This window comes from Streptomyces sp. NPDC094034, assembly GCF_040303865.1.
Classification (GTDB): domain Bacteria; phylum Actinomycetota; class Actinomycetes; order Streptomycetales; family Streptomycetaceae; genus Streptomyces.
In genome coordinates this window covers 1-21,009 of the sequence record NZ_JBEOUD010000013.1, presented here as the reverse complement: position 1 = coordinate 21,009, position 21,009 = coordinate 1, and the positions used below count along the sequence as shown (strand labels likewise).

Below are 21,009 nucleotides of genomic sequence, written 5' to 3'. Positions count from 1 at the left end.
CCCTTCCGCCCTTCCAGTACCGCCGGAACAGGTTCCGTTTGGGCTTTCGGGCGGTCACCGGGAAGACTGCCCCCCGTGACGTCCCGAAAGCCTGATGAGCAATTGGCGCGCAACTCCAGACTCCGACTCGTCCGCCCGCGGCCGTTGACCACGGCCCGACGGGCAGTGACCGACGGGCGCAGCCGGCCGGCACCCCGGCCGCCCGAGGGCACTCCGCCCCCGGCGGAGCTCGCCCGTCAGGCGAGAGCGGTCCTCGCCGACGCGGTACGGATCGCCCGCTGGGCGGCCGGCGACCGGGACCCCGGCGCGGGTCCGCTCGACGCGGCCACCGCCGAACGGGCCGCCACCGCACTGGAGTTGACGCCGGAGCAGGTACGCGCGGGCTGGGACCGAGCCCGGCTGGCCGGACTCATCGAGCTGCACGGCACCGCCGTACGGCCCGGCTGGCGGCTCCAGGCCTGGGACCGCGACGACAGTGCCGTCCAGCGCGGCTGGGTGGCCCTCTTCGACGCCTGGTCGCTCGTGCACCCGGCCCCCGACGATGTCGCCGCCTCCACGGTCGCCGAGGTCGTCGAGGCGGTCCCCCAGGTGCTCTCCCTCCTCCAGCTCTCCGCCGGTCCCGTGCTCGTACCGGCCCTGCTCGACCTCCTCCAGCAGCGGGTCGCCGAGCTTCACGAGGAGCGCTGCGAGGTGCCCTACGGCCCGCTGCCCGCCCCCGTCGAGCCCCCGGCGCCCGAGCCGCCCGCCGACGCCCTCCTGCCCCCGCTCCTCGACTGGGCCCTTGAGGGGCTGGCCGCCGTGGGCGCACTGACCCTCGGGAAGGGCCAGGCCACCCTCACCGCGCTGGGCAACTGGGCGGTCTGGGTCAAGCTGGAGCAGATCTGTGTCGCCGCCCAGAGCCCCGCCGGCAATATCGAGCAGTCCGCCCAGCACATGCTGCGCGGCTGCGCCCGGCTCACCCCCGGCCCCGCCCGCGCCGAATACCGCGCCTGGCTCGCCGCCCGCACCGTCGGCAGCGCGGTCACCGAACTGCTCGCCGTCGCCCGGGGAGAGGACGCTCTGCTGCGCGGGCTCGCCTTCGAGGCGCTGCGCGTCGTCGGCGCCCCCGCCGAGGGTGAGGTGCGGGCCGCGGCCACGGACCCCTCGCTACGCCCCTATGCCCTGCTCTGGCTCGCGGAGTACGAGGGCGCCGATCCGGAGGACGCCACCGAGGTCCTGACCCGGGAGGAGTCCACCTGGCTCTGGGTGGACACCGCGGCGGCCGTCGCCGACCACGGCGAGAGCGATCTGCTGGTCCGTCACCTGGACTCCGCGGTGCAGGGCAATGTGCCCACGCTCCTCGACGAGGTCCGGGCCGTCGGCCACCCCCGAACCGTCCAGGTCCTGGTCGCCCTCGCCGCCGCGCATCCGGACCCGGCCCTCGCCAAGGCGGTCCGCCGGGCGGCCTTCCAGGTGCACACCGGAGGAGCCTGACCCGGCCCGGCCCGGCCCGGCGCGGCCGTGCGCCGGGCAACGGAGGCAGGGACCGGCCCCGCCGGCCCTGCCCCGGCCGCCGGGGACCGCGGTCCGCCGCCTGCCGAGCCTCAGTTCCCCCCGCCCGGCGCGTATGTCCCGAAGCTCCATATGTTTCCCTCGGCATCGCGGGCCATATAGTCCCGCGAGCCGTAGTCCTGGTCCGTGGGCGCCATCAGGATCTCGACGCCGTGCCCCACCGCCCGCGCGTGGTGCGCGTTGACGTCCTCGACGACCACATAGACGCCCGCCGGGCCCGCGTCGCCCATCGCCTTGGCGAAGACGCCCGCCCGGCCCTTCGAGCCCAGCATCACCACGCCGTCGCCGTAGGCCAGCTCGGCGTGCAGCACCGCGCCGTCCTCGTCCTCGTACGCACTCAGGACGGTGAAGCCGAAGGCGTCCTTCAGCGTCCTGAGGGCCGCCTTCGCGTCCTTGTACAGGATCGTCGGACAGATGGTCGGTACTCCGGTCATATGGATCACCCCTTCGCGGGCTCGACTGTGACGCGGATCTCAGTCTCGCACCGGCCACTGACAATCGGTCTTCGAGCCGTCCCGAGCCGTCCCGCCCCGCGCGGCCGGCATCCGAGGCCGAACGGGGGATGTGCCCCGCCGCGTCCGCCGTGTCGCGGGGCGCCCCCGCGCCGCCCGCGCGGCCCGTGGCTACGCTCGCGCCTGCATCGAGACCAGTGGCCCACCAGTGGTAGCGAGGGAGAACAGTGACGGCCCTGCCGACGACCACGGCGCCGGACCTGCTGCCGGGCGCCAGAGAGGGCGGCGGTCCCCAGGACGACGCCGATTCCCCGCCGAACGATTCCCCGTACGCGGACTCCCCGCACGACGGCCTGCCGCCCGGCGGTTCCCGGCGCCGCGGCCCCAGGCCCGGCCCACGGCGCCGCACCCGTCTCGTCCTCGCGGCCCTCTCCGCCGTCATCGCCGTCCCGCTGGTGACCGCCGCCCAGCAGTCGCGGCACCTCCCCTTCGACGACCGCCTCACGGTGCACACCACCGCGGCGCCCGGACCGCCCGCCGCCCAGGAGCCCGTCCTGCGCACCGTCGGCCCCCGTGTCGAGGCACGCGACCCGCGCTCGGGCACGCTCCGCTGGGTCCATGAACGCACCGGCAGCCGCCCGCTCGCCCTCGCCGCGGGGCCCGGCCACGCCTTCGCCCTCTGGAGCGACGGCCTGGTCACCGACACCGAGCGCGTCACCGGCTCGGCCGTCCGCTGGCATCGCGCCCTGCCCGGTCTCGCCGACTGGCTGGCCTCCGGATCCGGCCGCGCGGCGGGCGTCCTCCAGCCCCTCACACCCGGGGCGCGCATGCTCGCCGTCGTGACCCCGCAGCGCATCGCCACCTTCCGGGCGGACGACGGCGATCTGCGCTGGGTACTGCCCGCCGCACGCGGCTGCGCCTTCGAGCCGGGCCGTTACGTCCGTACGGCCGGGATCCTGCTGGTCGCCCAGCCCTGCCCAGGACACACCAACTGGGCGGCCGAGCTGATGGCGGTCGACGACCTCGGCCGGATCGTGCCGGGCCGCACCCCGCTCCGTAACGACCGCCCGAACGTCGCCCCGAACGATCCCCCGAGCGGTGTCTCGAACTAGGGCCTTTCGTTCGGATCTTGCCGGGCTCGCGTGCCCTGGCACCGCGCCTCGCCGCGTTGTCGTCAGTCGCCGACGCTCCGCGTCGGCTCCCTCCTCCGCCTTGCGATCCACGGCACCAGCCCCCGCTCCCTGATCCGGCCTGATCCAAACGAAAGGCCCTAGGTCCTGTCCGGGGACCGGCCAGAGAAAGCAGTTGCGCGGCCCCGTTAGACTGACCCGTATGGCATTTCTCCTTGTGCATTAGCCGGCGTCGAAGAATCTCCTCCGCCTGCCCTCTTCCGCCGTCCATACCGCCCTGGAGTTTTTCCGTGATCACCGCAACCGGTGTAGAGCTGCGCGCCGGCGCCCGTGTCCTCATCGAGTCCGCCTCCTTCCGTATCGCCAAGGGCGACCGCATCGGCCTCGTCGGCCGCAACGGCGCCGGCAAGACCACGCTCACCAAGTGCCTCGCGGGCGAGGGCGTTCCCGCCGCGGGCACCATCACCCGCTCGGGCGAGGTGGGTTATCTCCCGCAGGACCCGCGCACCGGCGACCTCGATGTCCTCGCCAGGGACCGCATCCTCTCCGCGCGCGACCTCGACTCCGTACTCAAGAAGATGCGGGAGAACGAGGACCGGATGGCGAACGGTCAGGGCGCCACCCGCGAGAAGGCGATGCGCAAATACGAGCGCCTGGAGACGGAGTTCCTCACCAAGGGCGGATACGCCGCCGAGGCCGAGGCCGCCACCATCGCCGCCGCGCTGGGACTGCCCGACCGGGTGCTCGGCCAGCCCCTCCATACGCTCTCCGGCGGTCAGCGCCGCCGCGTCGAGCTGGCCCGCATCCTCTTCTCGGACGCCGACACCCTGCTGCTCGACGAGCCCACGAACCACCTCGACGCGGACTCGATCGTCTGGCTGCGCGACTACCTCAAGACGTACCGCGGCGGTTTCATCGTCATCTCCCACGATGTCGAACTGGTCGAGACCGTCGTCAACAAGGTCTTCTACCTGGACGCCAACCGCTCGCAGATCGACGTCTACAACATGGGCTGGAAGCTCTACCAGCAGCAGCGCGAGGCCGACGAGAAGCGCCGCAAGCGCGAGCGCGCCAACGCGGAGAAGAAGGCCTCCGCCCTGAACTCCCAGGCCGACAAGATGCGCGCCAAGGCCACCAAGACCGTCGCCGCGCAGAACATGGCCCGCCGCGCCGAGCGGCTGCTGTCCGGTCTTGAGGAGGTGCGCCAGTCCGACAAGGTCGCCAATCTGCGCTTCCCCGAGCCCGCGCCCTGTGGCAAGACCCCGCTGACGGCCGAGGGACTGTCGAAGTCATACGGCTCGCTGGAGATCTTCACCGATGTCGACCTCGCCATCGACAAGGGCTCCAGAGTCGTCATCCTCGGCCTCAACGGCGCGGGCAAGACCACGCTCCTGCGGCTGCTGGCCGGGGTCGAGAAGCCGGACACCGGACAGGTGACCCCCGGTCACGGCCTCAAGCTCGGCTACTACGCGCAGGAGCACGAGACCCTCGACCCGGAGCGCTCCGTTCTGGAGAACATGCGGTCCTCGGCTCCCGACCTCGACCTGGTCCAGGTGCGCAAGACGCTGGGCTCCTTCCTCTTCTCCGGGGACGATGTCGACAAGCCGGCCGGGGTGCTCTCCGGCGGCGAGAAGACCCGGCTGGCGCTGGCCACCCTGGTCGTCTCCTCCGCGAATGTGCTCCTGCTCGACGAGCCGACGAACAACCTGGACCCGGCCAGCCGCGAGGAGATCCTCGGCGCGCTCCGCACGTACAAGGGAGCGGTCATCCTCGTCACCCACGACGAGGGCGCGGTGCACGCGCTGGAACCGGAGCGGATCATTCTGCTGCCCGACGGGGTCGAGGACCTCTGGGGAGCGGACTACGCGGATCTGGTCGCACTCGCCTGAGAACGCCCTGAGTACCCCCGGGGTGCCTCTGAGTACGCTCATGAGCGGGGTGCCGGGGTCCGGTGATGAGCTGTCGCCACATGATCCACGCGCGTGATCGACTCCATATGGATCATTTCGGCTCAGCCGTGATCCCTCATCTGTGTGAGTGCGTCTCGTACCACGGCGTGGTGCGCGACGGAACAGGCCGATCGCACCATGATCCGCGCCGTCTCCGACGTGGCGGCGCTGACCTGGCACTTCGTCCGGAGCTTTGGGCAAAGGTGACGGCGACCGCGTACGGAATACGCGATTCCGGTCGTGGTTCACGCCTGGAGCCGGGTAAAGCTTGTCGTGCGGACCTTGCCGAATGGGTGGCCAGGAAGCCCGCGAGGGGTGATCATGAGAAGTCCAGAGCGCACTTCCCATGAGGAGGCACGGGTGGCCGAGACTCTGAAGAAGGGCAGCCGGGTAACCGGCGCCGCGCGCGACAAGCTCGCGGCAGACCTGAAGAAGAAATACGACAGCGGTGCGAGCATCCGGGCGCTGGCCGAGGAAACCGGCCGCTCCTACGGATTCGTCCACCGGATGCTCAGCGAGTCCGGAGTCACGCTGCGGGGACGCGGCGGAGCGACGCGAGGCAAGAAGGCCGCATCGGCCTGACGACCGAGCGCGACTCCTCCCTGCCACCGGTTCGGATGGTGGCCACCCGGGTCGATCGGATGATCGCCCAGGTGGTTACTGTGCAGTCACTTAGCCTGCTTTCCCTGACTGCCCGAACCGGAGGCGCCCCATGACTTCGCTCGAACCAGTACTCGACAAGGACGGCGTACGGCTCACCATCGAGGACGCGGTTGCCACGGTCACACTGGCCAATCCGGCGAAGCGCAACGCCCAGTCTCCCGCTCTGTGGCGGGCGTTGACGGAAGCCGGACGGTCACTGCCGGGCAGCGTGCGGGTCGTTGTGCTGCGGGGCGAAGGGAAGTCCTTCTCCGCGGGGCTCGACCGGCAGGCGTTCACCCCCGAGGGGTTCGACGGCGAGCCGTCCTTCCTGGATCTCGCGCGGGAGTCCGACGAGGACCTCGACGCGGCGATCGCCGCGTACCAGGAGGGGTTCGTCTGGCTGCGCCGACCCGACATCGTGTCCATCGCGGCCGTTCAGGGGCATGCGATCGGGGCCGGCTTTCAGCTGGCGCTCGCCTGTGACCTCCGAGTCGTCGCGTCCGACGTCCAGTTCGCCATGCGCGAGACGAGCCTCGGCCTGGTCCCCGACCTCACCGGCACCCATCCGCTCCTCGGACTGGTCGGCTACGCCCGCGCGTTGGAGATCTGCGCCACGGGCCGCTTCGTAGGGGCCGAGGAAGCGGAGCGTACGGGGCTCGCCAATCTGGTCGTGCCCGCGGCCGAACTCGACGCGGCGGTAGGCGATCTGGCAGGCGCGCTGCTGGCCGCGCCGCGGGACGCGATGATCGAGACCAAGGCGCTCCTTCAGGGCGCGGCCGGTCGTACCTTCGAGGCCCAGCGTGTCGCCGAGCGTGCCGCACAGGCGCGCCGGCTGCGCGATCTGGCCGGCCTGGACGAGTAGGGCCGAACTCGGCCTCACTCGCCCGTACTGGCCGCAGGCTCACTCGGGGTCACTCGCCCGTACGTGGCCTGCCTCGGCCGTCCCGACCCACCGCCGTGACCAGCACGGCCACCGAAGGCGCGCCCGGCAGCTCCGCCCCGAGTCTCGCCCGTACCGCCCGCGCCACGTCCAGCGGGCGGTGCCCGGCCGCCGTCGCCAGCTCCACCCGGACATGTCCCGGCGTGGTGACCACCGCGCCGCCCAGCGTTCTGGTCGGATACGCGACGCCCGGGACCGCCGCCGCCAGCAGCTCCGGCTCGCCCTGCGGGGTGGCGGGCCGTACGTCGGCCGGCCGTTCCCCGCCCTGCCGTGCGGCGGTTGCCTCCGCGCACTCCCCGGAGGGACCGAGCAGGGCCGTCACCCGCAGATCGACCTCCTCGACCCGTAGCCCGAGACGCTGTGTCGCACAGGCGAACAGCACCCCGCGCAACCGCTCCGCCACGGCGGGCAACGGCTCGGCGGAACCCGCCGCGAACTCGCCTTCGATCCGCAGCGGACCGGGCGGCAGCGCGCTGGGCGGTGGCGGTACGGCGGGCCGGCCGGCCCCGTCCGGGTCGGCGAGGGAGAGCCGCAGCCGGCCGAGCGCGGCGCCCGCCATCTCCGCCGCCGCCCGCCGCAGTTCGTCCGTCGCCGCGCGTTCCGAGAGCCAGGCACCGTCCCGCGCCCCGCCCAGCGGAAGCAGCCTGCCCAGGCCGAGCCGCTGTCGTACCGCGGCCGTCCAGCCGCCGGTGCCGAGCCCGTCCGAGCCGTGCGCAGTTGTCATTCCTCCAGCCTGCCGCATCCACGGGGCGGGACGGGGCAAGCGCACCTAGTGTGGGCAGCGGAGTCCACCACCGCCCGGGAAGGAACGAATGGCGATGTCAGACACCGCACCCCGTAACCAGTCCGCGCCGTCAGGCAGGAAGCCGCCGGTCGACGAGGGGGGAAGCAGCCCCGTCACCAAACGCGGCGGCGGGCCCCCGGCCTCCCGCGGCCGTACCACCATCGCCGACGGTGTGGTGGAGAAGATCGCCGGCCTCGCGGCCCGCGACGTCCTCGGTGTGCACGCCTTGGGCAGCGGCATGTCCCGTACCTTCGGCGCCGTGCGCGACCGGGTTCCCGGCAGTGCCAAGTCCGTCAGCCGTGGCGTGAAGGCCGAGGTCGGAGAGGTACAGACCGCGCTCGACCTGGAGCTCGTCGTCGACTACGGCGTCTCGATCACCGATGTCGCCGCCGCCGTACGGGAGAACGTCATCTCGGCGGTCGAGCGGATGACGGGACTTGAGGTCGTCGAGGTCAACATCGCGGTCATCGACGTCAAGTTGCCGGACGAGGAAGATGACGACGAGTCGGACACCCGGCTCCAGTAACGTCCGTACGTGGCGTCGACCGGCGCCACGCGACGTGACGCACCGTACGCGACCGGCGGCGGAGTGGATGAGGAGCGGCACATGAGCATGGCGGTGGTCGGCCTGTTGGCCGGTATGGCGCTCGGATTCGCCGGGTACTTCGGCGGCTTCGGAGCCTTTGTGCTGGTGGCCGCGCTGGGCGTGATCGGGTTCGTGGCCGGGCGCTTCCTGGACGGCGATCTGGAACCCGGTGACCTCTTCCGCAGCCGTGACCGCGACGACCGGCGGCGGTGACGCGCGTGGCCGTTGAGCGGGTGACGGCCGGTGAGCGCGGGGCGACCACGATCGCCGACCGGGTCATCGCGAAGATCGCCGCGCAGGCGGCCCGGGAGGCGCTGGACCGCGTACCGGAAGGCGGCTCCGCGCCGCACGCCACCGTCACGGTGCGCCATGACAGCGCGCGGGTACGGATCGGTGTCGAGCTGGAGTATCCGACCGACATCGGCCGGCAGTGCGGCGCCGTACGTCTCCGCGTCGCCCAGCGGGTAAAGGCGTTGGCGGACATGGATGTGCCGGAGGTGGTGGTGCGGGTGGAGCGGCTGCACTCCGACCGCTCGCGCCTCGCGGCGCGGGGGAGGCTCCAATGAGCGGACCCGCGCCCGAGGGGGGAGCCGGGGCGACGGAGCGGGGCGGGGGCGTGGGGGAGTGGGACCCGCCGGACCCCACCACGCGGGACGAGCCCAGGCCCACGCTGTCGGACGACGACGACGGCGAACGGGCCGGGCGCTTCTGGTCCACACGCCGCGTCCCCGCGGCGCTGACCGCGCTGGTCGTTGTCGGCGCGGCGGCTCTGCCGCTGTACGACATCGCGGCGGTACGGGCAGGACGCCGCGCGATGTACTGGCGCCGCGAGCTGGCCGACCAACTGGCCCGGCAGCCGCTGGACGAACCCTGGGTGCTGGTCGCCGCGGGCATCGCGATGGCGCTCGGACTGTGGCTCCTCGCGCTCGCCCTCACCCCTGGCCTGCGCGCACTGCTGCCCATGCGGCGCCAAACCCCGCTGGTACGGGCGGGTATCGACCGTGACGCCGCCGCGCTGACGCTGCGCGACCGGGCCATGGAAGTCTCGGGCGTGCGGTCCGTGCGGGTACGGATGGGCCGTTCCAAGGTGAAGGTGCGGGCCCTGTCCCACTTCCGCGAACTCGGTGACGTACGGGACGACTTGGACCGGGTGCTCACCGCCGGCATCCGCGAGCTGGGCCTCGACCGGGCGCCCGCGCTGACGATGCGTGTCCGCAGGCCCGTCAAGAAGAGGTGAGGTGACGGGGATGATCCGGGTCGTCAACCGCGTACTGCTGGCTCTGCTGGGTCTCGCGCTGCTCTGCGGGGGCGGCGCGGTACTGGCGCGCGGACTGGGCTGGGCGGTGCCGTCCTGGTGGCCGTACAGCGGGCGGAGCGATGTGCTGCTGAGCCGCGCCGCCCGCGAGCGCTGGCGCGATCAGGGCTGGTGGTGGCCGGTGGTGATCGCCGTGCTCGCGGTGCTGGTCGTGCTGGCCCTGTGGTGGTTCTTCGCCCAGTTCCGCCGGGCCAGGATGGCGGAGATACTGGTCGACAGCGGCGACGGCGAGGGCGCGCTGCTCCGCGCGCGGGCGCTGGAGAGGGCGATCGAGGACGACGCGGAGTCGCTGGACGGCGTGGCCCGCGCCCGCGTACGCCTCAAGGGCCGCCGCACCGCCCCCGCTGCCCGCGTACGCCTCCTCCTGGAGCCCCACGCGGCCCCGGGCGAGACGCTGAGCCTGCTGACTGCGGAGGCGCTGGAGCATGCGCGGAGGTCGGCGGGGCTGGGGGAGCTGGGGGCGGAGGTGCGGTTGCGGGCGGTGAGGCATGGGGCGGAGAGGGTGAGCTGACGGCGTACGCCGTCGCCCGCCGCGCCGGGCGTTTCCCCCAGCCCAGCCCAGCCCAGCCCAGCCCAGCCCAGCCCACCCCGCCCGTTCCCAGGACCTAGAAGCCGTGCCGCGCCCCGCCATCCACCGGCACCATCACCCCCGTCAGATACGACGCCGCGGGCGACAGCAAAAACGCCGCCGTCCTCCCGAACTCCTCCGGCCGCCCGTACCGCCGCAGCGGAATCCGGGACTCGTTCGCCGCCCGCGCCGCCTCCGCGTCGCCCGACAGCGTGTCGAGTTCACGGACCCGGTCGGTGTCGATACGGGCCGGCAGCAGACCGAGCACTCGGATCCCGCGCGGGCCGACCTCGTTCGCGAGGGACTTCGCGAAGCCGGCCAGACCCGGGCGCAGGCCGTTGGAGATGGTGAGGCCCGTGACCGGCTCGTGCACCGAGGAGGAGAGGACGAGGCCGATGACACCGCCCTCGCCCAGCTCCGCCGCCGCCGTGCGGGCGAGTCGTACCGCGCCCAGGAACACGGACTCGAACGCCGTCTCCCACTGCTCGTCCGTGTTGTCCGCGGCGAACCCCGGTGCCGGGCCGCCGACACTGATCAGGACGCCGTCGAAGCGGCCGAAGCGCTCCTTCGCCGTGGCGATCAGGCGTCCCGCCGCCGCCGGATCGGCGTTGTCCGCGGTCACGCCGTACGCGCCGGGCCCGATCTCCGCGGCCGACTCGGCGACCCGCTTCTCGTCGCGGCCCGAGATGACGACCTTCGCCCCGTCCGCGGCGAGCGCGTCCGCCGCCGCGCGGCCCAGCCCCCGCGATCCACCGGTGACAACGTATGCGCGGTCCTTCAGTCCAAGATCCATGGTCCTATCCTGCCGTGTCGGCCCCGGTGAGGGTCAACGCGGTCACCACGAGCCCGAGATGGCTGAACGCCTGTGGGTAGTTGCCGAGTTGCCGCCGGGTCACCGGGTCGTACTCCTCCGCCAGCAGCCCGACGTCATTGCGCAGCGCGAGCAGCCGCTCGAACAGTTCCGTCGCCTCCGCCGTGCGCCCCGTCATATGGAGCGCGTCGGCCAGCCAGAACGAGCAGACCAGGAACGTTCCCTCATCGCCCGGCAGCCCGTCCACCGAGGGCCCCCTCGTGCTGTAGCGCCGCAGGAGACCGCCGTGCCCCAGCTCGGCCCGTACCGCGTCGACCGTGCCGATGACCCGCGGATCGTCCGGCGGCAGAAAACCGACCCGGGGGATCAACAGCGTCGCCGCGTCCAGCTCGGCGGAGCCGTAGGACTGCGTGAAGGTGTTCCGCTCGGGGTCGTATCCCCGTTCGCACACCTCCCGGTGCACCTCGTCCCGCATCGCGCGCCAGCGCGTCACATCCCCCCTCAGCGACGGATCGTCCTCCAGCGCCCGCACGGCACGGTCGGCGGCGACCCACGCCATCACCTTGGAGTGCACGAAGTGCTGGCGCGGCCCGCGCACCTCCCACAGCCCCTCGTCCGGCTCGCGCCACTTCGACTCCAGGAAGCCCAGCAGGCTGAGCTGGAGGTTCCAGGCGTGCGGCTGCGCGGGGAGACCCGCCGTCCGTGCCACGTCGAGCGAGTCCATCACCTCGCCGTACACATCCAGCTGGAGCTGGTCGACCGCGTTGTTGCCGGTACGCACGGGCGCGGAGCCCGCGTACCCCCGCAGCCACGGCAGTTCGGCCTCCGGCAGCCGACGCTCGCCGGCGAGTCCGTACATGATCTGAAGATCGGCCGGGTCGCCCGCGACCGCGCGCAGCAGCCAGTCGCGCCAGGCCGCCGCCTCCTCCAGATAGCCGGCCGACAGCAGCGCCTCCAGCACCAGCGTGGAGTCGCGCAGCCAGCAGTAGCGGTAGTCCCAGTTGCGTACGCTGCCCAGCTCCTCCGGCAGGGAGGTGGTGGGCGCGGCGACGATCCCGCCCGTCGGGTGGTATGTGAGCGCCTTGAGCGTGAGGAGCGAGCGGATGACGGCCGCGCGGTGCGGACCGTGGTAACGGCAGCGCTCCGCCCAGCTCTCCCAGTCCTCCAGACTGCGCGCCAGCGCCCTGTGCGGATCGACGCGCCGCGGGCGCGGCCTGTGCGAGGGGTGCCAAGTGAGGACGAAGGCCACCTTCTCGCCCGTGCCGATGGTGAACGCCGACCGCGTGCTGTAGTGCTGACCCCATGTCTTGACCGGCGGCTCGCTGCGCAGCCAGACGGAGTCGGGGCCCGCGACCGCCACCCGGTGGCCCTCCGCCCGCCGCATCCAGGGCACCACCGAGCCGAAGTCGAAGCGCAGCCGCATCGTGGCGCTCATGTCGACCGTGCCGCTGACGCCCTCCACGATCCGCATGATCTCCGGGGCCCTGTCGCGCTGCGGCATGAAGTCGGTGACCTTGACGGTGCCGGTACGGGTCTCCCACACGGATTCCAGCACCAGCGAGTCACCCACATAGGCGCGCCGTGTGCACTCGCGCGCGCCGGTGGGGGCGAGCCGCCAGTGACCGTTCTCCTCGTCCCCGAGCAGTGCGGCGAAGCAGGCCGCCGAGTCGAAGCGAGGAAGACACAGCCAGTCGATGGAGCCGTTCCGGCCGACCAGAGCGGCGGTCTGGAGATCGCCGATGAGCGCGTAGTCCTCGATGCGTTGGGTCACGCCAGGGCTGTTCCCGAACGGCGCGGGCGTTAAGCAGCGGTATCAGACGGTGGCGGGTTCCTGCGCGGATGCCGCCTCGGCGGCGTCCCGCTCGGCCTTCGCCGCCGCGCGGTCGCGAAGCTCACGGCGTACGAGAATCACCCAGCCGACGGGCACGGCGGCGACGAACAGCCACCACTGGACCGCATACGCCATATGGGGGCCGATCGAGCTGTCGTCGGGGCTCGGGATCTGCTCGGGACCGTCACCGGCCGATGCGGGCGAGAGCTGCTCGACATACCCGCCGAGTACGGTACGGCCCAGCTCTTCCCGCTGCTGCCCGCTGTTGATCAGCATGACCTGGCGGGGCGGCAGATCCCGCAGGTCCTTGATGCCGCTGGCCGCCGACGTCTCGTCCGCCTTCAGCCGGCCGGTGACGGTGACCTCGCCCTTGGGCGCCGCCGGGATGTCGGGGAAGGCCCGCTGGTCGTCGCCGAAGGGGATCCAGCCGCGGTTCACGATGAGCGCGCGGCCGTCCTTCAGGACGAGGGGGGTCAGCACATGGAAGCCGACCCGGTCGTCGGCGGAGGTCCTGCGGCGTACGACGACCTCGTGCGCGGTGTCGAACGTGCCGGTGGCGGTGACACGGCGCCAGTAGTCGGCGCGCGGCACGGTGTGCCCGGGGGACGTCAGATCCGTGACCGGGACGGGCTTCGCCGCGAGGTTGCCCGAGATCAGCGAGTTCTGGGCGACCTTGTTCTCATGGCGGTGGTACTGCCAGAAACCCAGCTCGATCATCGCGGGGATGAGGGCGAGGGCGAGGAGGGTGAGGATCACCCACTGCCGGGACAACAGGAAGCGGTACACGCCTTCGACCGTACCCGGCGGGTCCCGGCGGATCTGACGGGGGGTGGTGCGCGAGCGGCCCGCCGGCGCGTCGCGCGCCCCTCACCCGTCCGCGGGGGTGACGGCGCGGACGGAGCCGGCCGCGGGGGCGGACGGGACGGCGGACTGGGCGGGCGACGGGGTGGACGGGACGGGGGACGCGGGCGCCGGGACGGAGGTGGACGCCGGGACGGACGCGCCGGGCGCCGGGGCCACGTCCCGCAGCAGCTGGGTGAACGCGGCCTCGTCGATGACCGGCGTTCCGTACGACGCCGCCTTGACCGTCTTGGACGTCGAGGACCCCGGGTCGTTGGTCACCAGCAGGCTGGTCAGCCGGGACAGGCTCGTCGCGACATGCAGTCCCGCCTCCACCGCCCGGTCCTCCAGCAGCTCGCGGTCGACGGAGGTGTCGCCGGAGAACGCCACCCGCATCCCCTGCACCAACTGCCCGCCCGGCACATAACGGCCCGGATTCGGATACGGGCACGCGGGCCGCTTGCGCGAGGGCCGCCAGCTCGTCTGCCGGTACGAGGACTGATAGCCGACCCGGGGCAGCGCCGGGGCGTCCGACCACTCCGTGAGCGGCCGGCACTCCAGCAGCGGCAGCCGTACGCCGTCCCTGGCCGCCGCGTGCAGGCTCGGCCGGAACGCCTCGGCCAGTACCCGCGCGTCGTCGAGCGCGTGGTGCGCGCGCCGCTGTACGACGCCGAAGTGCGCGGCGAGCGACTCCAGCTTGTGATTGGGCAGCGGCAGGCCCAACTCCTTGGAGAGCGCGATGGTGCACAACCGCTGCCGGGTGGGCGCGGTCCGCTCCGCGCGCGCGTACTCCCTGGCGATCATGGACCAGTCGAAGATCGCGTTGTGCGCGACGAGCACCCGCCCGTCGAGCCGGGCGGCCAGCTCACCGGCGATCTCGGGAAAGAGCGGGGCGCTCTCCAGAACATCGGTCGTCAGTCCGTGGATCCATACGGGCCCGGGGTCGCGCTCCGGATTGACGAGTGTGTACCAGTGGTCCTCGACATCGCCTCTGGCGTCCAGGCGATAGACGGCAGCGGACACTATCCGGTCGTCGCGGGCGAGTCCGGTGGTCTCCACGTCGACGACCGCGTACCCCTCGGGGTAGCCGGTCGGCCATGTCGCTGCGGTCGTGAGGTCGTCGAGCATGGTCACAGAGAATACGGGCCGCGACTGACAGCCCGGCAGCCCGGTCGGCCGGGACCGGCCGCTGACGGACTCCGAGCCGCCGCTCCGTCAAGACCCTTACGGCGAGCGCGGAACGGCCGTGAAGGGGCGGCGTCGGGGCCGACGGCAGCCGCCGCCATTGACCAGTCGGACGGCACAGAGGAAACACTCGGGTTGGTGTCCGACGCGTGTGCGCGAGGGATGACGGGCCGTCATGAGACCCTTCCCCGGGTGACCGACAGCACACATTTCCCGTCCCACCGGGAGCCGCACGGCGATTCCCTCGGCGACCGGCTCAACTGGCTGCGCGCCGCGGTCCTCGGGGCCAACGACGGCATCGTCTCCACCGCCGGCATCGTGGTCGGTGTCGCGGGAGCGACGGACTCCCGCGCCGCGCTGCTGACGGCGGGACTCGCCGGCCTGCTGGCCGGATCGATGTCGATGGCCGCCGGGGAGTACGTGTCGGTCTCCACGCAACGCGACTCGGAGCGGGCGGCGCTGGCCCTGGAACGGCGGGAACTGCGCGAACAGCCGCGGGAGGAGCTCGAAGAGCTGACCGAACTGCTGGCCGCGCGCGGCCTGTCGGAGGAGGTCGCCCGGGAGGCCGCGGAACAGCTCACCCGACGCGACGCCCTGCGTGCCCACGCGAGCGTGGAACTGGGCATCGACCCCGACGCCCTGACCAACCCCTGGCACGCGGCGGGCGCCAGCTTCCTCGCCTTCACCGCGGGCGCGCTGCTCCCGCTGCTGGCGATGGTGCTCTCGCCGCCGTCGCTGCGGCTGTCGCTGACGGTGGTCTTCGTACTGGCCGCGCTGGCGCTGACCGGCTGGTGGAGCGCGAGACTGGGCGCGGCGGCGGTGGGACCCGCGCTGCTGCGGAACATGGGCGGGGGAGCGCTGGCGATGGGGGTGACGTACGCGGCGGGCGCGCTGCTGCGGGCGGCGGGGGTTTGACCGCCGGTGGATCTCACCCGAAGAGCGACCTCCGGCCCGGGCCCCCCGCCCGCCTTGTCGGCGCACGAACGCGGGCCGTCCCGGAGGACGGCCCGCGCTCTCGGTACAGCGGTCGCGCTCAGTGCGGCGCTCGGTGCCCAGGCACCCAGGTGCCTATCCGCGCACAGCCGCCAGGGCGTCGACCAGACCCGCCCCGTAGAAGCTGTTGTACCCCTTGCCACCCTTACAGACGGCGTCGACCTCTCCGTCACCGTCGATGTCGTACGGCGCCGGGCAGGCGACGTCATCGGCCTGGATCGACAGCAGCGCCTTGATCGCCGCCGGCGAGGCGTGCGGGTGGGTCGACTTCAGCAGCGCCGCGACGCCCGCGACATGCGGGGAGGCCATCGACGTCCCGGCCATGTAGCCGTAGTTGCCGCCCGGCAGCGGGCCGAGGATCAGACCGCTGACCGCCGGCGGGGCCGGGGTCTGGTAGCGCGTGGAGTCGCCGCCCGGGGCCGCGATGTCGACGACACCGAGACCGTAGTTGGAGAACGAGGACTTCAGACCCTTGGCGCCGGTGGACGCGACGGTCACCACACCCGGCAGCTGGGTGGGGATGTCGAGGCACTCGGACGGGTCGATGACCCGGTCGCCCGGAGTGGTGTCGTTCGGGCTGGTCGGGTCGGTGATCGAGGCGGAGGCGAGATCGTAGTTCTCGTTGCCCGCGGCCGCGACGTTGACCGCGCCCTTCTTCTCCGCGTAGCGCGTGGCCCGCGAGATGGCCTCGACCAGAGCCTTCTGGTCCGGGTCGTTCTTGCAGTTGAAGTACCACGGGTCGGTGTAATAGCTGTTGTTCGTCACATCGACGCCATGCTCGGCGGCCCACACGAAGCCGCAGACGACGGCCTCGGTGTAGAAGAACCCGGCGGGGGTGGACACCTTGATGCCGGAGACCTTCACGCCCGGCGCGACACCGGTGACGCCGATGCCGTTCTTGGCCGCGGCTATCTCACCGGCGACATGGGTGCCGTGCGGGCTCTCGCCCGTGCCCGGCCGCCAGGCGCCCTCGGTCGTGTCGGGCTTGCCGCCGACGCAGTTGACCGAGGCCGCGCGGTCGAAGTTCGGCGCGATGTCCGGGTGGGTGTCGTCGACACCCGTGTCGATGACGGCGACAGTGACGTTCCTGCTGCCGAGCGTCTTCTCGTGCGCCTTGTCCGCCTTGATGGCGGGCAGGTCCCACTGCAACGGCTCCAGCGGGTCCTGGCCGGCGGTCCTGTCCGCCTTCGCCGTGGCGGCGGCGACCTCCTCGGCGGACAGCACCTGCGGGGCGCCGATGTCCGTGGTGGACTTGGCGGCCATCGGAGCGGTGCGGGTGGCGCCGGCCGAGTCGACGCCCCTGACCTTGCGTACGGTCCTCGCGAACTCGGGGTTCTGCGAGGTGGCGACTATGACGCCTATCTGGTCGTAGGAGGTCACGATCGTGCCGCCCGCCTCGCCGATCGCCTTCTTGACCGACGTGGCGGTGGAACGTCCACCGCGGGTGTTGACGACGTACGACAGCTTCGGGCCGTCCGTCGCGACCGCGGCGGCGGGGACGCTGCCCGCCGCCGTCGCGGCCGTGGCCGTACCGGTCGGCAGAAAGCCGAGCGAGACGGTGAGCGCCAGACCTGCGGGCAGAGCCAGTGCGCGCCGCCGTCTGGATCCCAGATGAGCCATGGGTTCTCCACATCATCCGTGAAAGAACCGTCCCCGCGCAGGCGTGCGCGTGGACGGGTACATGACCAGTGAAGTTAGCGCTGATCATCCCCGGTCATCAATCACTTCCCGAATCATTTTTGGAAGAAACTGGAAGAAAAAGCCCGGTGTTGAACCGCGTCGCCACGCTCTCCGTGCCGTTGTCAGGGGGACCGGCACATCCGCACCCCCTGTGAGGTTTTCCCAGATGACCCACCCCACCGCACCCGCGTCACGAGGAGATTCCGTGGCTTCCGATGCACCGCCGCCCGAGGGCGGCACGGACACCCGCCCCGCCAAGTCAACGCCGGACCGGTCCGCGACGGCGCAGCCCACGACGGCCCAGTACGTCGAGGTGCAGGAGAGCGCGGAGTTCGGCGAACTGCGCCGTACGTACCGCTCCTTCGCCTTCCCGCTGACCATCGCGTTCATCGCCTGGTACCTGCTGTACGTCCTGCTGTCCAACTACGCGGGCGGCTTCATGGGCACCAAGGTCTTCGGCAACATCAACGTGGCCCTGGTCCTCGGCCTCGCGCAGTTCGCCACCACGTTCCTCATCGCCTGGTTCTACGCGCGGCACGCGTCGCGTGAGCTCGACCCGAAGGCGGACGTCATCAAGTCCCGGATGGAGGCGGACGCGTGAGCCGGCCGCTGTCAGTCATGAGTCACCCGGTCCACCAGCAGCTCGCCGCCGGCACGGACGCGAGCGAGCACCGGCCGCTGATCATCACGCTCTTCGCCCTCTTCGTCGTGGCGACCCTCGTCATCACCGTCTGGGCCGGCCGCCAGACCAAGAACGCGTCGGACTTCTACGCGGGCGGCCGTCAGTTCACCGGCTTCCAGAACGGTCTCGCGGTCTCCGGCGACTACATGTCCGCCGCCTCCTTCCTCGGTATCGCGGGCGCCATCGCGCTCTTCGGATACGACGGCTTCCTGTACTCCATCGGCTTCCTGGTCGCCTGGCTGGTCGCGCTGCTGCTCGTCGCCGAACCGCTGCGCAACTCCGGCCGGTACACGATGGGTGACGTCCTCGCGTACCGCATGCGCCAGCGTCCCGTGCGTACCGCCGCGGGCACCTCCACCATCGTGGTCTCGATCTTCTATCTGCTGGCGCAGATGGCGGGCGCGGGTGTGCTGGTCTCCCTGCTGCTCGGCATCACCAGCGACGCCGGGAAGATCGCGATCGTCGCCCTGGTCGGTCTGCTGATGATCGTGTACGTCACGATCGGCGGGATGAAGGGCACCACCTGGGTCCAGATGGTCAAGGCCGTGCTGCTCATCGCGGGCACGCTGCTGATCACCTTCCTGATCCTGTGGAAGTTCGGCTTCAACCTCTCCGACCTGCTGGGCACGGCGGCGAGCAACAGCGGCAAGGGCGCGGCCTTCCTGGAGCCCGGCCTCAAGTACGGTGCCACCGCGACCTCGAAGCTGGACTTCATCTCGCTGGGCATCGCCCTCGTCCTCGGTACGGCGGGGCTGCCGCACATCCTGATCCGTTTCTACACGGTGCCCACCGCCAAGGCCGCGCGGAAGTCGGTCATCTGGGCGATCGGCATCATCGGCGCCTTCTATCTGATGACCATCGTGCTCGGCTTCGGCGCCGCCGCCCTGCTCAAGCCCGATGACATCACCGCCTCCAACAAGGCCGGCAACACGGCGGCTCCACTGGCCGCCCTGGAGATCGGCGGCGGAGCCGACTCGACCGGGGGCGCGATCCTGCTCGCCGTGATCTCCGCGGTCGCGTTCGCCACCATCCTCGCGGTCGTCGCGGGCCTGACCCTGGCGTCCTCGTCGTCGTTCGCGCACGACATCTACGCCAATGTCATCCGCAAGGGAGAGGCCACCGACAAGGAGGAGGTCCGCGCGGCCCGCTGGGCGACCGTCGCCATCGGCATCGTCTCGATCGCGCTCGGCGCGCTCGCCCGCGATCTGAATGTGGCCGGACTGGTCGCGCTCGCGTTCGCCGTCGCCGCCTCGGCCAATCTGCCGACGATTCTCTACAGCCTGTTCTGGAAGCGGTTCACCACTCAGGGCGCCCTGTGGTCGATCTACGGCGGTCTGGCCTCGTCCGTGCTGCTGGTGCTGTTCTCGCCAGTCGTCTCGGGCAAGCCGACCTCGATGTTCCCCGGGGTCGACTTCCACTTCTTCCCGCTGGAGAACCCGGGGCTGATCTCGATCCCGCTGGGCTTCCTGCTGGGCTGGCTGGGCACCGTCCTGTCCAAGGAGGAGCCCGACCAGGGCAAGTACGCCGAGCTGGAGGTCAAGTCCCTCACCGGGACGGGAGCGCACTGAGCACGCTGAATTCTGTAGACGGTATACAGATTCAAGGCCGCATCGTAGAGTCCTACGATGCGGCCTTGCCGCTCCTCATGACATACGGGCCCTGGCGATGTCAGTGGTCTGACGTAGGCTCGATCTTGTCTGATCCGATCAGGGAGGGGGCCTGAGTGCTTCTCGACACCTTTGGCCGTGTCGCCACCGACCTGCGTGTTTCGCTCACGGACCGGTGCAATCTGAGGTGCACGTACTGCATGCCCGAGGAGGGGCTTCAGTGGCTCACCAAATCGGATCTGCTCAGCGACGACGAGATCGTCCGGCTGATCCGGATAGCCGTGACACGGCTGGGGATCGAGGAAGTCCGCTTCACCGGCGGTGAGCCGCTGCTCAGGCCCGGACTCGTCGGAATCGTCGAGCGCTGCGCGGCGCTGGAGCCGCGCCCTCGGATGTCGCTGACCACCAATGGCATCGGGCTCAAACGGACGGCCGCCGCGTTGCGGGAGGCGGGTCTCGACCGGGTCAATGTCTCGCTCGACACGCTGCGCCCCGATGTCTTCAAGACCCTCACCCGCCGCGACCGGCACCAGGACGTGCTGGACGGACTGCGCGCGGCCCATGACGCCGGGCTGACCCCGGTCAAGGTCAACACCGTCCTGATGCCTGGGCTCAACGGCGACGAGGCGCCCGAGCTGCTGGCCTGGGCCGTGGAGCGCGGCTACGAGCTGCGCTTCATCGAGCAGATGCCGCTGGACGCCCAGCACGGCTGGAAGCGCGACGACATGATCACGGCCGGTGACATCCTCGACTCGCTCCGCACCCGCTTCGCGCTGACCGAGGAGGACGACTCCGCACGGGGCTCGGCGCCCGCAGAGCGCTGGGTCGTCGACGGCGGTCCGCACCGCGTCGGCGTGATCGCGTCCGTCACCCGCCCGTTCTGCCAGGCCTGCGACCGCACGCGGCTGACCGCCGACGGACAGGTGCGGACGTGTCTGTTCGCCCAGGAGGAGACGGATCTGCGGGGCGCGCTGCGCTCCGACGCGCCCGACGAGGAGATCGCCGCGCTCTGGAAGGCGGCGATGTGGGGCAAGAAGGCGGGATCCGGACTGGACGATCCGACGGCGTTCCTCCAGCCCGAGCGACCGATGTCAGCGATCGGTGGCTGAGTTCCGCTCCCACTCGGTCAGCTCCACCACGTCCTTCAGAAAGCCGCGCAGCCCCAGGAACGAGGAGAGGTGCTCGCGGTGTTCGTCGCAGGCCAGCCAGGTCTTGCGGCGCTCGGGCGTGTGCAGCTTGGGGTTGTTCCAGGCGAGGACCCAGACGGCGGGCGCGCGGCACCCCTTGGCGGAACAGATCGGGGCCGCTTCGCCGGTGGAGCCGGAAGCGTCGGGAAAGCCTGGAATGCCGGGGAAGTTCACCTGACCACCCTAGGGCCTTTCGTTCGGATCTTGCCGGGCTCGCGTGCCCTGGCACCGCGCCTCGCCGCGTTGTCGTCAGTCGCCAGGGCTCCGCCATGGCTC

The 21,009-nt window shown here is 71.5% G+C and carries 22 protein-coding genes; 14 read left to right on the top strand and 8 right to left on the bottom strand.

The window, feature by feature from the left end:
• The first annotated feature begins 75 nt into the window (after positions 1 to 75).
• On the top strand, positions 76 to 1,473 hold the full coding sequence (locus tag ABTZ59_RS14305; RefSeq protein WP_503002799.1) for a hypothetical protein: 1,398 nt from the start codon (positions 76 to 78) through the stop codon (positions 1,471 to 1,473).
• A gap of 110 nt (positions 1,474 to 1,583) precedes the next feature.
• Here ABTZ59_RS14305 and ABTZ59_RS14300 read toward each other — a convergent pair whose 3' ends face one another.
• On the bottom strand, positions 1,584 to 1,985 hold the full coding sequence (locus ABTZ59_RS14300; RefSeq protein WP_351395970.1) for a VOC family protein: 402 nt from the start codon (positions 1,983 to 1,985) through the stop codon (positions 1,584 to 1,586).
• A 245-nt stretch (positions 1,986 to 2,230) separates the two neighbouring features.
• Here ABTZ59_RS14300 and ABTZ59_RS14295 point away from each other — a divergent pair, with 245 nt between their 5' ends.
• The 4 genes from ABTZ59_RS14295 (at position 2,231) to ABTZ59_RS14280 (ending at position 6,586) form a co-directional block, all read left to right on the top strand.
• Positions 2,231 to 3,115, top strand: a complete 885-nt coding sequence (locus ABTZ59_RS14295) for a hypothetical protein (protein WP_351395967.1) — start codon at positions 2,231 to 2,233, stop codon at positions 3,113 to 3,115.
• 308 nt (positions 3,116 to 3,423) lie between these two features.
• The gene (locus ABTZ59_RS14290; RefSeq protein ID WP_351395964.1) at positions 3,424 to 5,022 is read left to right on the top strand and encodes an ABC-F family ATP-binding cassette domain-containing protein; all 1,599 of its coding nucleotides are present in this window, start codon (positions 3,424 to 3,426) and stop codon (positions 5,020 to 5,022) included.
• Positions 5,023 to 5,442: 420 nt separating this feature from the next.
• Entirely contained in the window at positions 5,443 to 5,664 is a 222-nt protein-coding gene (locus tag ABTZ59_RS14285; RefSeq protein ID WP_006123601.1) for a helix-turn-helix domain-containing protein, read from the top strand.
• 130 nt (positions 5,665 to 5,794) lie between these two features.
• Complete coding sequence (locus ABTZ59_RS14280; protein WP_351395961.1) at positions 5,795 to 6,586, top strand: enoyl-CoA hydratase/isomerase family protein; 792 nt, start codon at positions 5,795 to 5,797, stop codon at positions 6,584 to 6,586.
• Between the two features lie 49 nt (positions 6,587 to 6,635).
• On the opposite strand, the gene ABTZ59_RS14275 is transcribed toward ABTZ59_RS14280, so the two are convergent.
• Positions 6,636 to 7,388 (bottom strand): hypothetical protein, encoded by a 753-nt coding sequence (locus ABTZ59_RS14275; RefSeq protein ID WP_351395958.1) that lies wholly within the window; start codon positions 7,386 to 7,388, stop codon positions 6,636 to 6,638.
• Positions 7,389 to 7,482: 94 nt separating this feature from the next.
• Here ABTZ59_RS14275 and ABTZ59_RS14270 point away from each other — a divergent pair, with 94 nt between their 5' ends.
• The 5 genes from ABTZ59_RS14270 to amaP all read left to right on the top strand — a co-directional run bounded on the left by ABTZ59_RS14270 (position 7,483) and on the right by amaP (position 9,860).
• Positions 7,483 to 7,974, top strand: a complete 492-nt coding sequence (locus ABTZ59_RS14270; RefSeq protein ID WP_351395956.1) for an Asp23/Gls24 family envelope stress response protein — start codon at positions 7,483 to 7,485, stop codon at positions 7,972 to 7,974.
• 81 nt (positions 7,975 to 8,055) lie between these two features.
• Positions 8,056 to 8,247 (top strand): hypothetical protein, encoded by a 192-nt coding sequence (locus ABTZ59_RS14265; protein WP_030353762.1) that lies wholly within the window; start codon positions 8,056 to 8,058, stop codon positions 8,245 to 8,247.
• Between the two features lie 5 nt (positions 8,248 to 8,252).
• Entirely contained in the window at positions 8,253 to 8,600 is a 348-nt protein-coding gene (locus tag ABTZ59_RS14260; RefSeq protein WP_351395952.1) for an Asp23/Gls24 family envelope stress response protein, read from the top strand.
• Positions 8,597 to 9,271: a DUF6286 domain-containing protein gene (locus ABTZ59_RS14255; protein ID WP_351395950.1), complete on the top strand. Its 675-nt coding sequence runs from the start codon at positions 8,597 to 8,599 to the stop codon at positions 9,269 to 9,271. The genes ABTZ59_RS14260 and ABTZ59_RS14255 overlap by 4 nt, the downstream gene beginning before the upstream one ends.
• A gap of 10 nt (positions 9,272 to 9,281) precedes the next feature.
• Positions 9,282 to 9,860: an alkaline shock response membrane anchor protein AmaP gene (amaP, locus tag ABTZ59_RS14250; RefSeq protein WP_351396304.1), complete on the top strand. Its 579-nt coding sequence runs from the start codon at positions 9,282 to 9,284 to the stop codon at positions 9,858 to 9,860.
• Between the two features lie 94 nt (positions 9,861 to 9,954).
• On the opposite strand, the gene ABTZ59_RS14245 is transcribed toward amaP, so the two are convergent.
• The 4 genes from ABTZ59_RS14245 to ABTZ59_RS14230 form a co-directional block, all read right to left on the bottom strand.
• A complete protein-coding gene (locus ABTZ59_RS14245) occupies positions 9,955 to 10,710 on the bottom strand; it encodes an SDR family oxidoreductase (protein WP_351395947.1) in 756 nt (251 codons plus the stop codon).
• Between the two features lie 4 nt (positions 10,711 to 10,714).
• Positions 10,715 to 12,499, bottom strand: a complete 1,785-nt coding sequence (locus ABTZ59_RS14240) for a glycoside hydrolase family 15 protein (protein WP_351395944.1) — start codon at positions 12,497 to 12,499, stop codon at positions 10,715 to 10,717.
• Positions 12,500 to 12,541: 42 nt separating this feature from the next.
• A complete protein-coding gene (locus ABTZ59_RS14235) occupies positions 12,542 to 13,345 on the bottom strand; it encodes an SURF1 family cytochrome oxidase biogenesis protein (RefSeq protein ID WP_351395941.1) in 804 nt (267 codons plus the stop codon).
• Positions 13,346 to 13,426: 81 nt separating this feature from the next.
• Entirely contained in the window at positions 13,427 to 14,533 is a 1,107-nt protein-coding gene (locus tag ABTZ59_RS14230) for a DEDDh family exonuclease (RefSeq protein ID WP_351395938.1), read from the bottom strand.
• Between the two features lie 213 nt (positions 14,534 to 14,746).
• On the opposite strand from ABTZ59_RS14230, the gene ABTZ59_RS14225 reads away from it, so the two are divergent.
• Positions 14,747 to 15,499 carry a VIT1/CCC1 transporter family protein gene (locus tag ABTZ59_RS14225; protein WP_351396301.1) on the top strand — a complete coding sequence of 251 codons (753 nt, stop codon included), beginning with the start codon at positions 14,747 to 14,749 and terminating at the stop codon, positions 15,497 to 15,499.
• A gap of 153 nt (positions 15,500 to 15,652) precedes the next feature.
• Here the strand turns inward: ABTZ59_RS14225 and ABTZ59_RS14220 are convergent, their stop codons facing one another.
• Positions 15,653 to 17,197, bottom strand: a complete 1,545-nt coding sequence (locus ABTZ59_RS14220; protein WP_351395935.1) for a S8 family serine peptidase — start codon at positions 17,195 to 17,197, stop codon at positions 15,653 to 15,655.
• 265 nt (positions 17,198 to 17,462) lie between these two features.
• Here ABTZ59_RS14220 and ABTZ59_RS14215 point away from each other — a divergent pair, with 265 nt between their 5' ends.
• The 3 genes from ABTZ59_RS14215 (at position 17,463) to moaA (ending at position 20,655) form a co-directional block, all read left to right on the top strand.
• Positions 17,463 to 17,858, top strand: coding sequence for a DUF485 domain-containing protein (locus tag ABTZ59_RS14215; RefSeq protein ID WP_351395932.1), 396 nt, complete (start codon positions 17,463 to 17,465; stop codon positions 17,856 to 17,858).
• Positions 17,859 to 17,875: 17 nt separating this feature from the next.
• On the top strand, positions 17,876 to 19,507 hold the full coding sequence (locus ABTZ59_RS14210) for a monocarboxylic acid transporter (RefSeq protein WP_351395929.1): 1,632 nt from the start codon (positions 17,876 to 17,878) through the stop codon (positions 19,505 to 19,507).
• Positions 19,508 to 19,662: 155 nt separating this feature from the next.
• Positions 19,663 to 20,655 (top strand): GTP 3',8-cyclase MoaA, encoded by a 993-nt coding sequence (moaA, locus tag ABTZ59_RS14205; protein WP_351395927.1) that lies wholly within the window; start codon positions 19,663 to 19,665, stop codon positions 20,653 to 20,655.
• Here moaA and ABTZ59_RS14200 read toward each other — a convergent pair.
• Positions 20,638 to 20,907 carry a hypothetical protein gene (locus ABTZ59_RS14200; protein ID WP_351395924.1) on the bottom strand — a complete coding sequence of 90 codons (270 nt, stop codon included), beginning with the start codon at positions 20,905 to 20,907 and terminating at the stop codon, positions 20,638 to 20,640. The two genes, moaA and ABTZ59_RS14200, sit on opposite strands and share 18 nt — an antisense overlap.
• Positions 20,908 to 21,009: the final 102 nt, after the last annotated feature.

What these genes read in the sequence shown, in the direction of transcription:
- ABTZ59_RS14245 (WP_351395947.1), bottom strand. Translation starts at nt 10,710, where the DNA reads ATGGATCTTGGACTGAAGGACCGCGCATACGTTGTCACCGGTGGATCG.
- ABTZ59_RS14220 (WP_351395935.1), bottom strand. Translation starts at nt 17,197, where the DNA reads ATGGCTCATCTGGGATCCAGACGGCGGCGCGCACTGGCTCTGCCCGCA.
- ABTZ59_RS14225 (WP_351396301.1), top strand. Translation starts at nt 14,747, where the DNA reads ATGACGGGCCGTCATGAGACCCTTCCCCGGGTGACCGACAGCACACAT.
- ABTZ59_RS14275 (WP_351395958.1), bottom strand. Translation starts at nt 7,388, where the DNA reads ATGACAACTGCGCACGGCTCGGACGGGCTCGGCACCGGCGGCTGGACG.
- ABTZ59_RS14265 (WP_030353762.1), top strand. Translation starts at nt 8,056, where the DNA reads ATGAGCATGGCGGTGGTCGGCCTGTTGGCCGGTATGGCGCTCGGATTC.
- ABTZ59_RS14210 (WP_351395929.1), top strand. Translation starts at nt 17,876, where the DNA reads ATGAGTCACCCGGTCCACCAGCAGCTCGCCGCCGGCACGGACGCGAGC.
- ABTZ59_RS14280 (WP_351395961.1), top strand. Translation starts at nt 5,795, where the DNA reads ATGACTTCGCTCGAACCAGTACTCGACAAGGACGGCGTACGGCTCACC.
- ABTZ59_RS14255 (WP_351395950.1), top strand. Translation starts at nt 8,597, where the DNA reads ATGAGCGGACCCGCGCCCGAGGGGGGAGCCGGGGCGACGGAGCGGGGC.
- ABTZ59_RS14300 (WP_351395970.1), bottom strand. Translation starts at nt 1,985, where the DNA reads ATGACCGGAGTACCGACCATCTGTCCGACGATCCTGTACAAGGACGCG.
- amaP (WP_351396304.1), top strand. Translation starts at nt 9,282, where the DNA reads ATGATCCGGGTCGTCAACCGCGTACTGCTGGCTCTGCTGGGTCTCGCG.
- ABTZ59_RS14270 (WP_351395956.1), top strand. Translation starts at nt 7,483, where the DNA reads ATGTCAGACACCGCACCCCGTAACCAGTCCGCGCCGTCAGGCAGGAAG.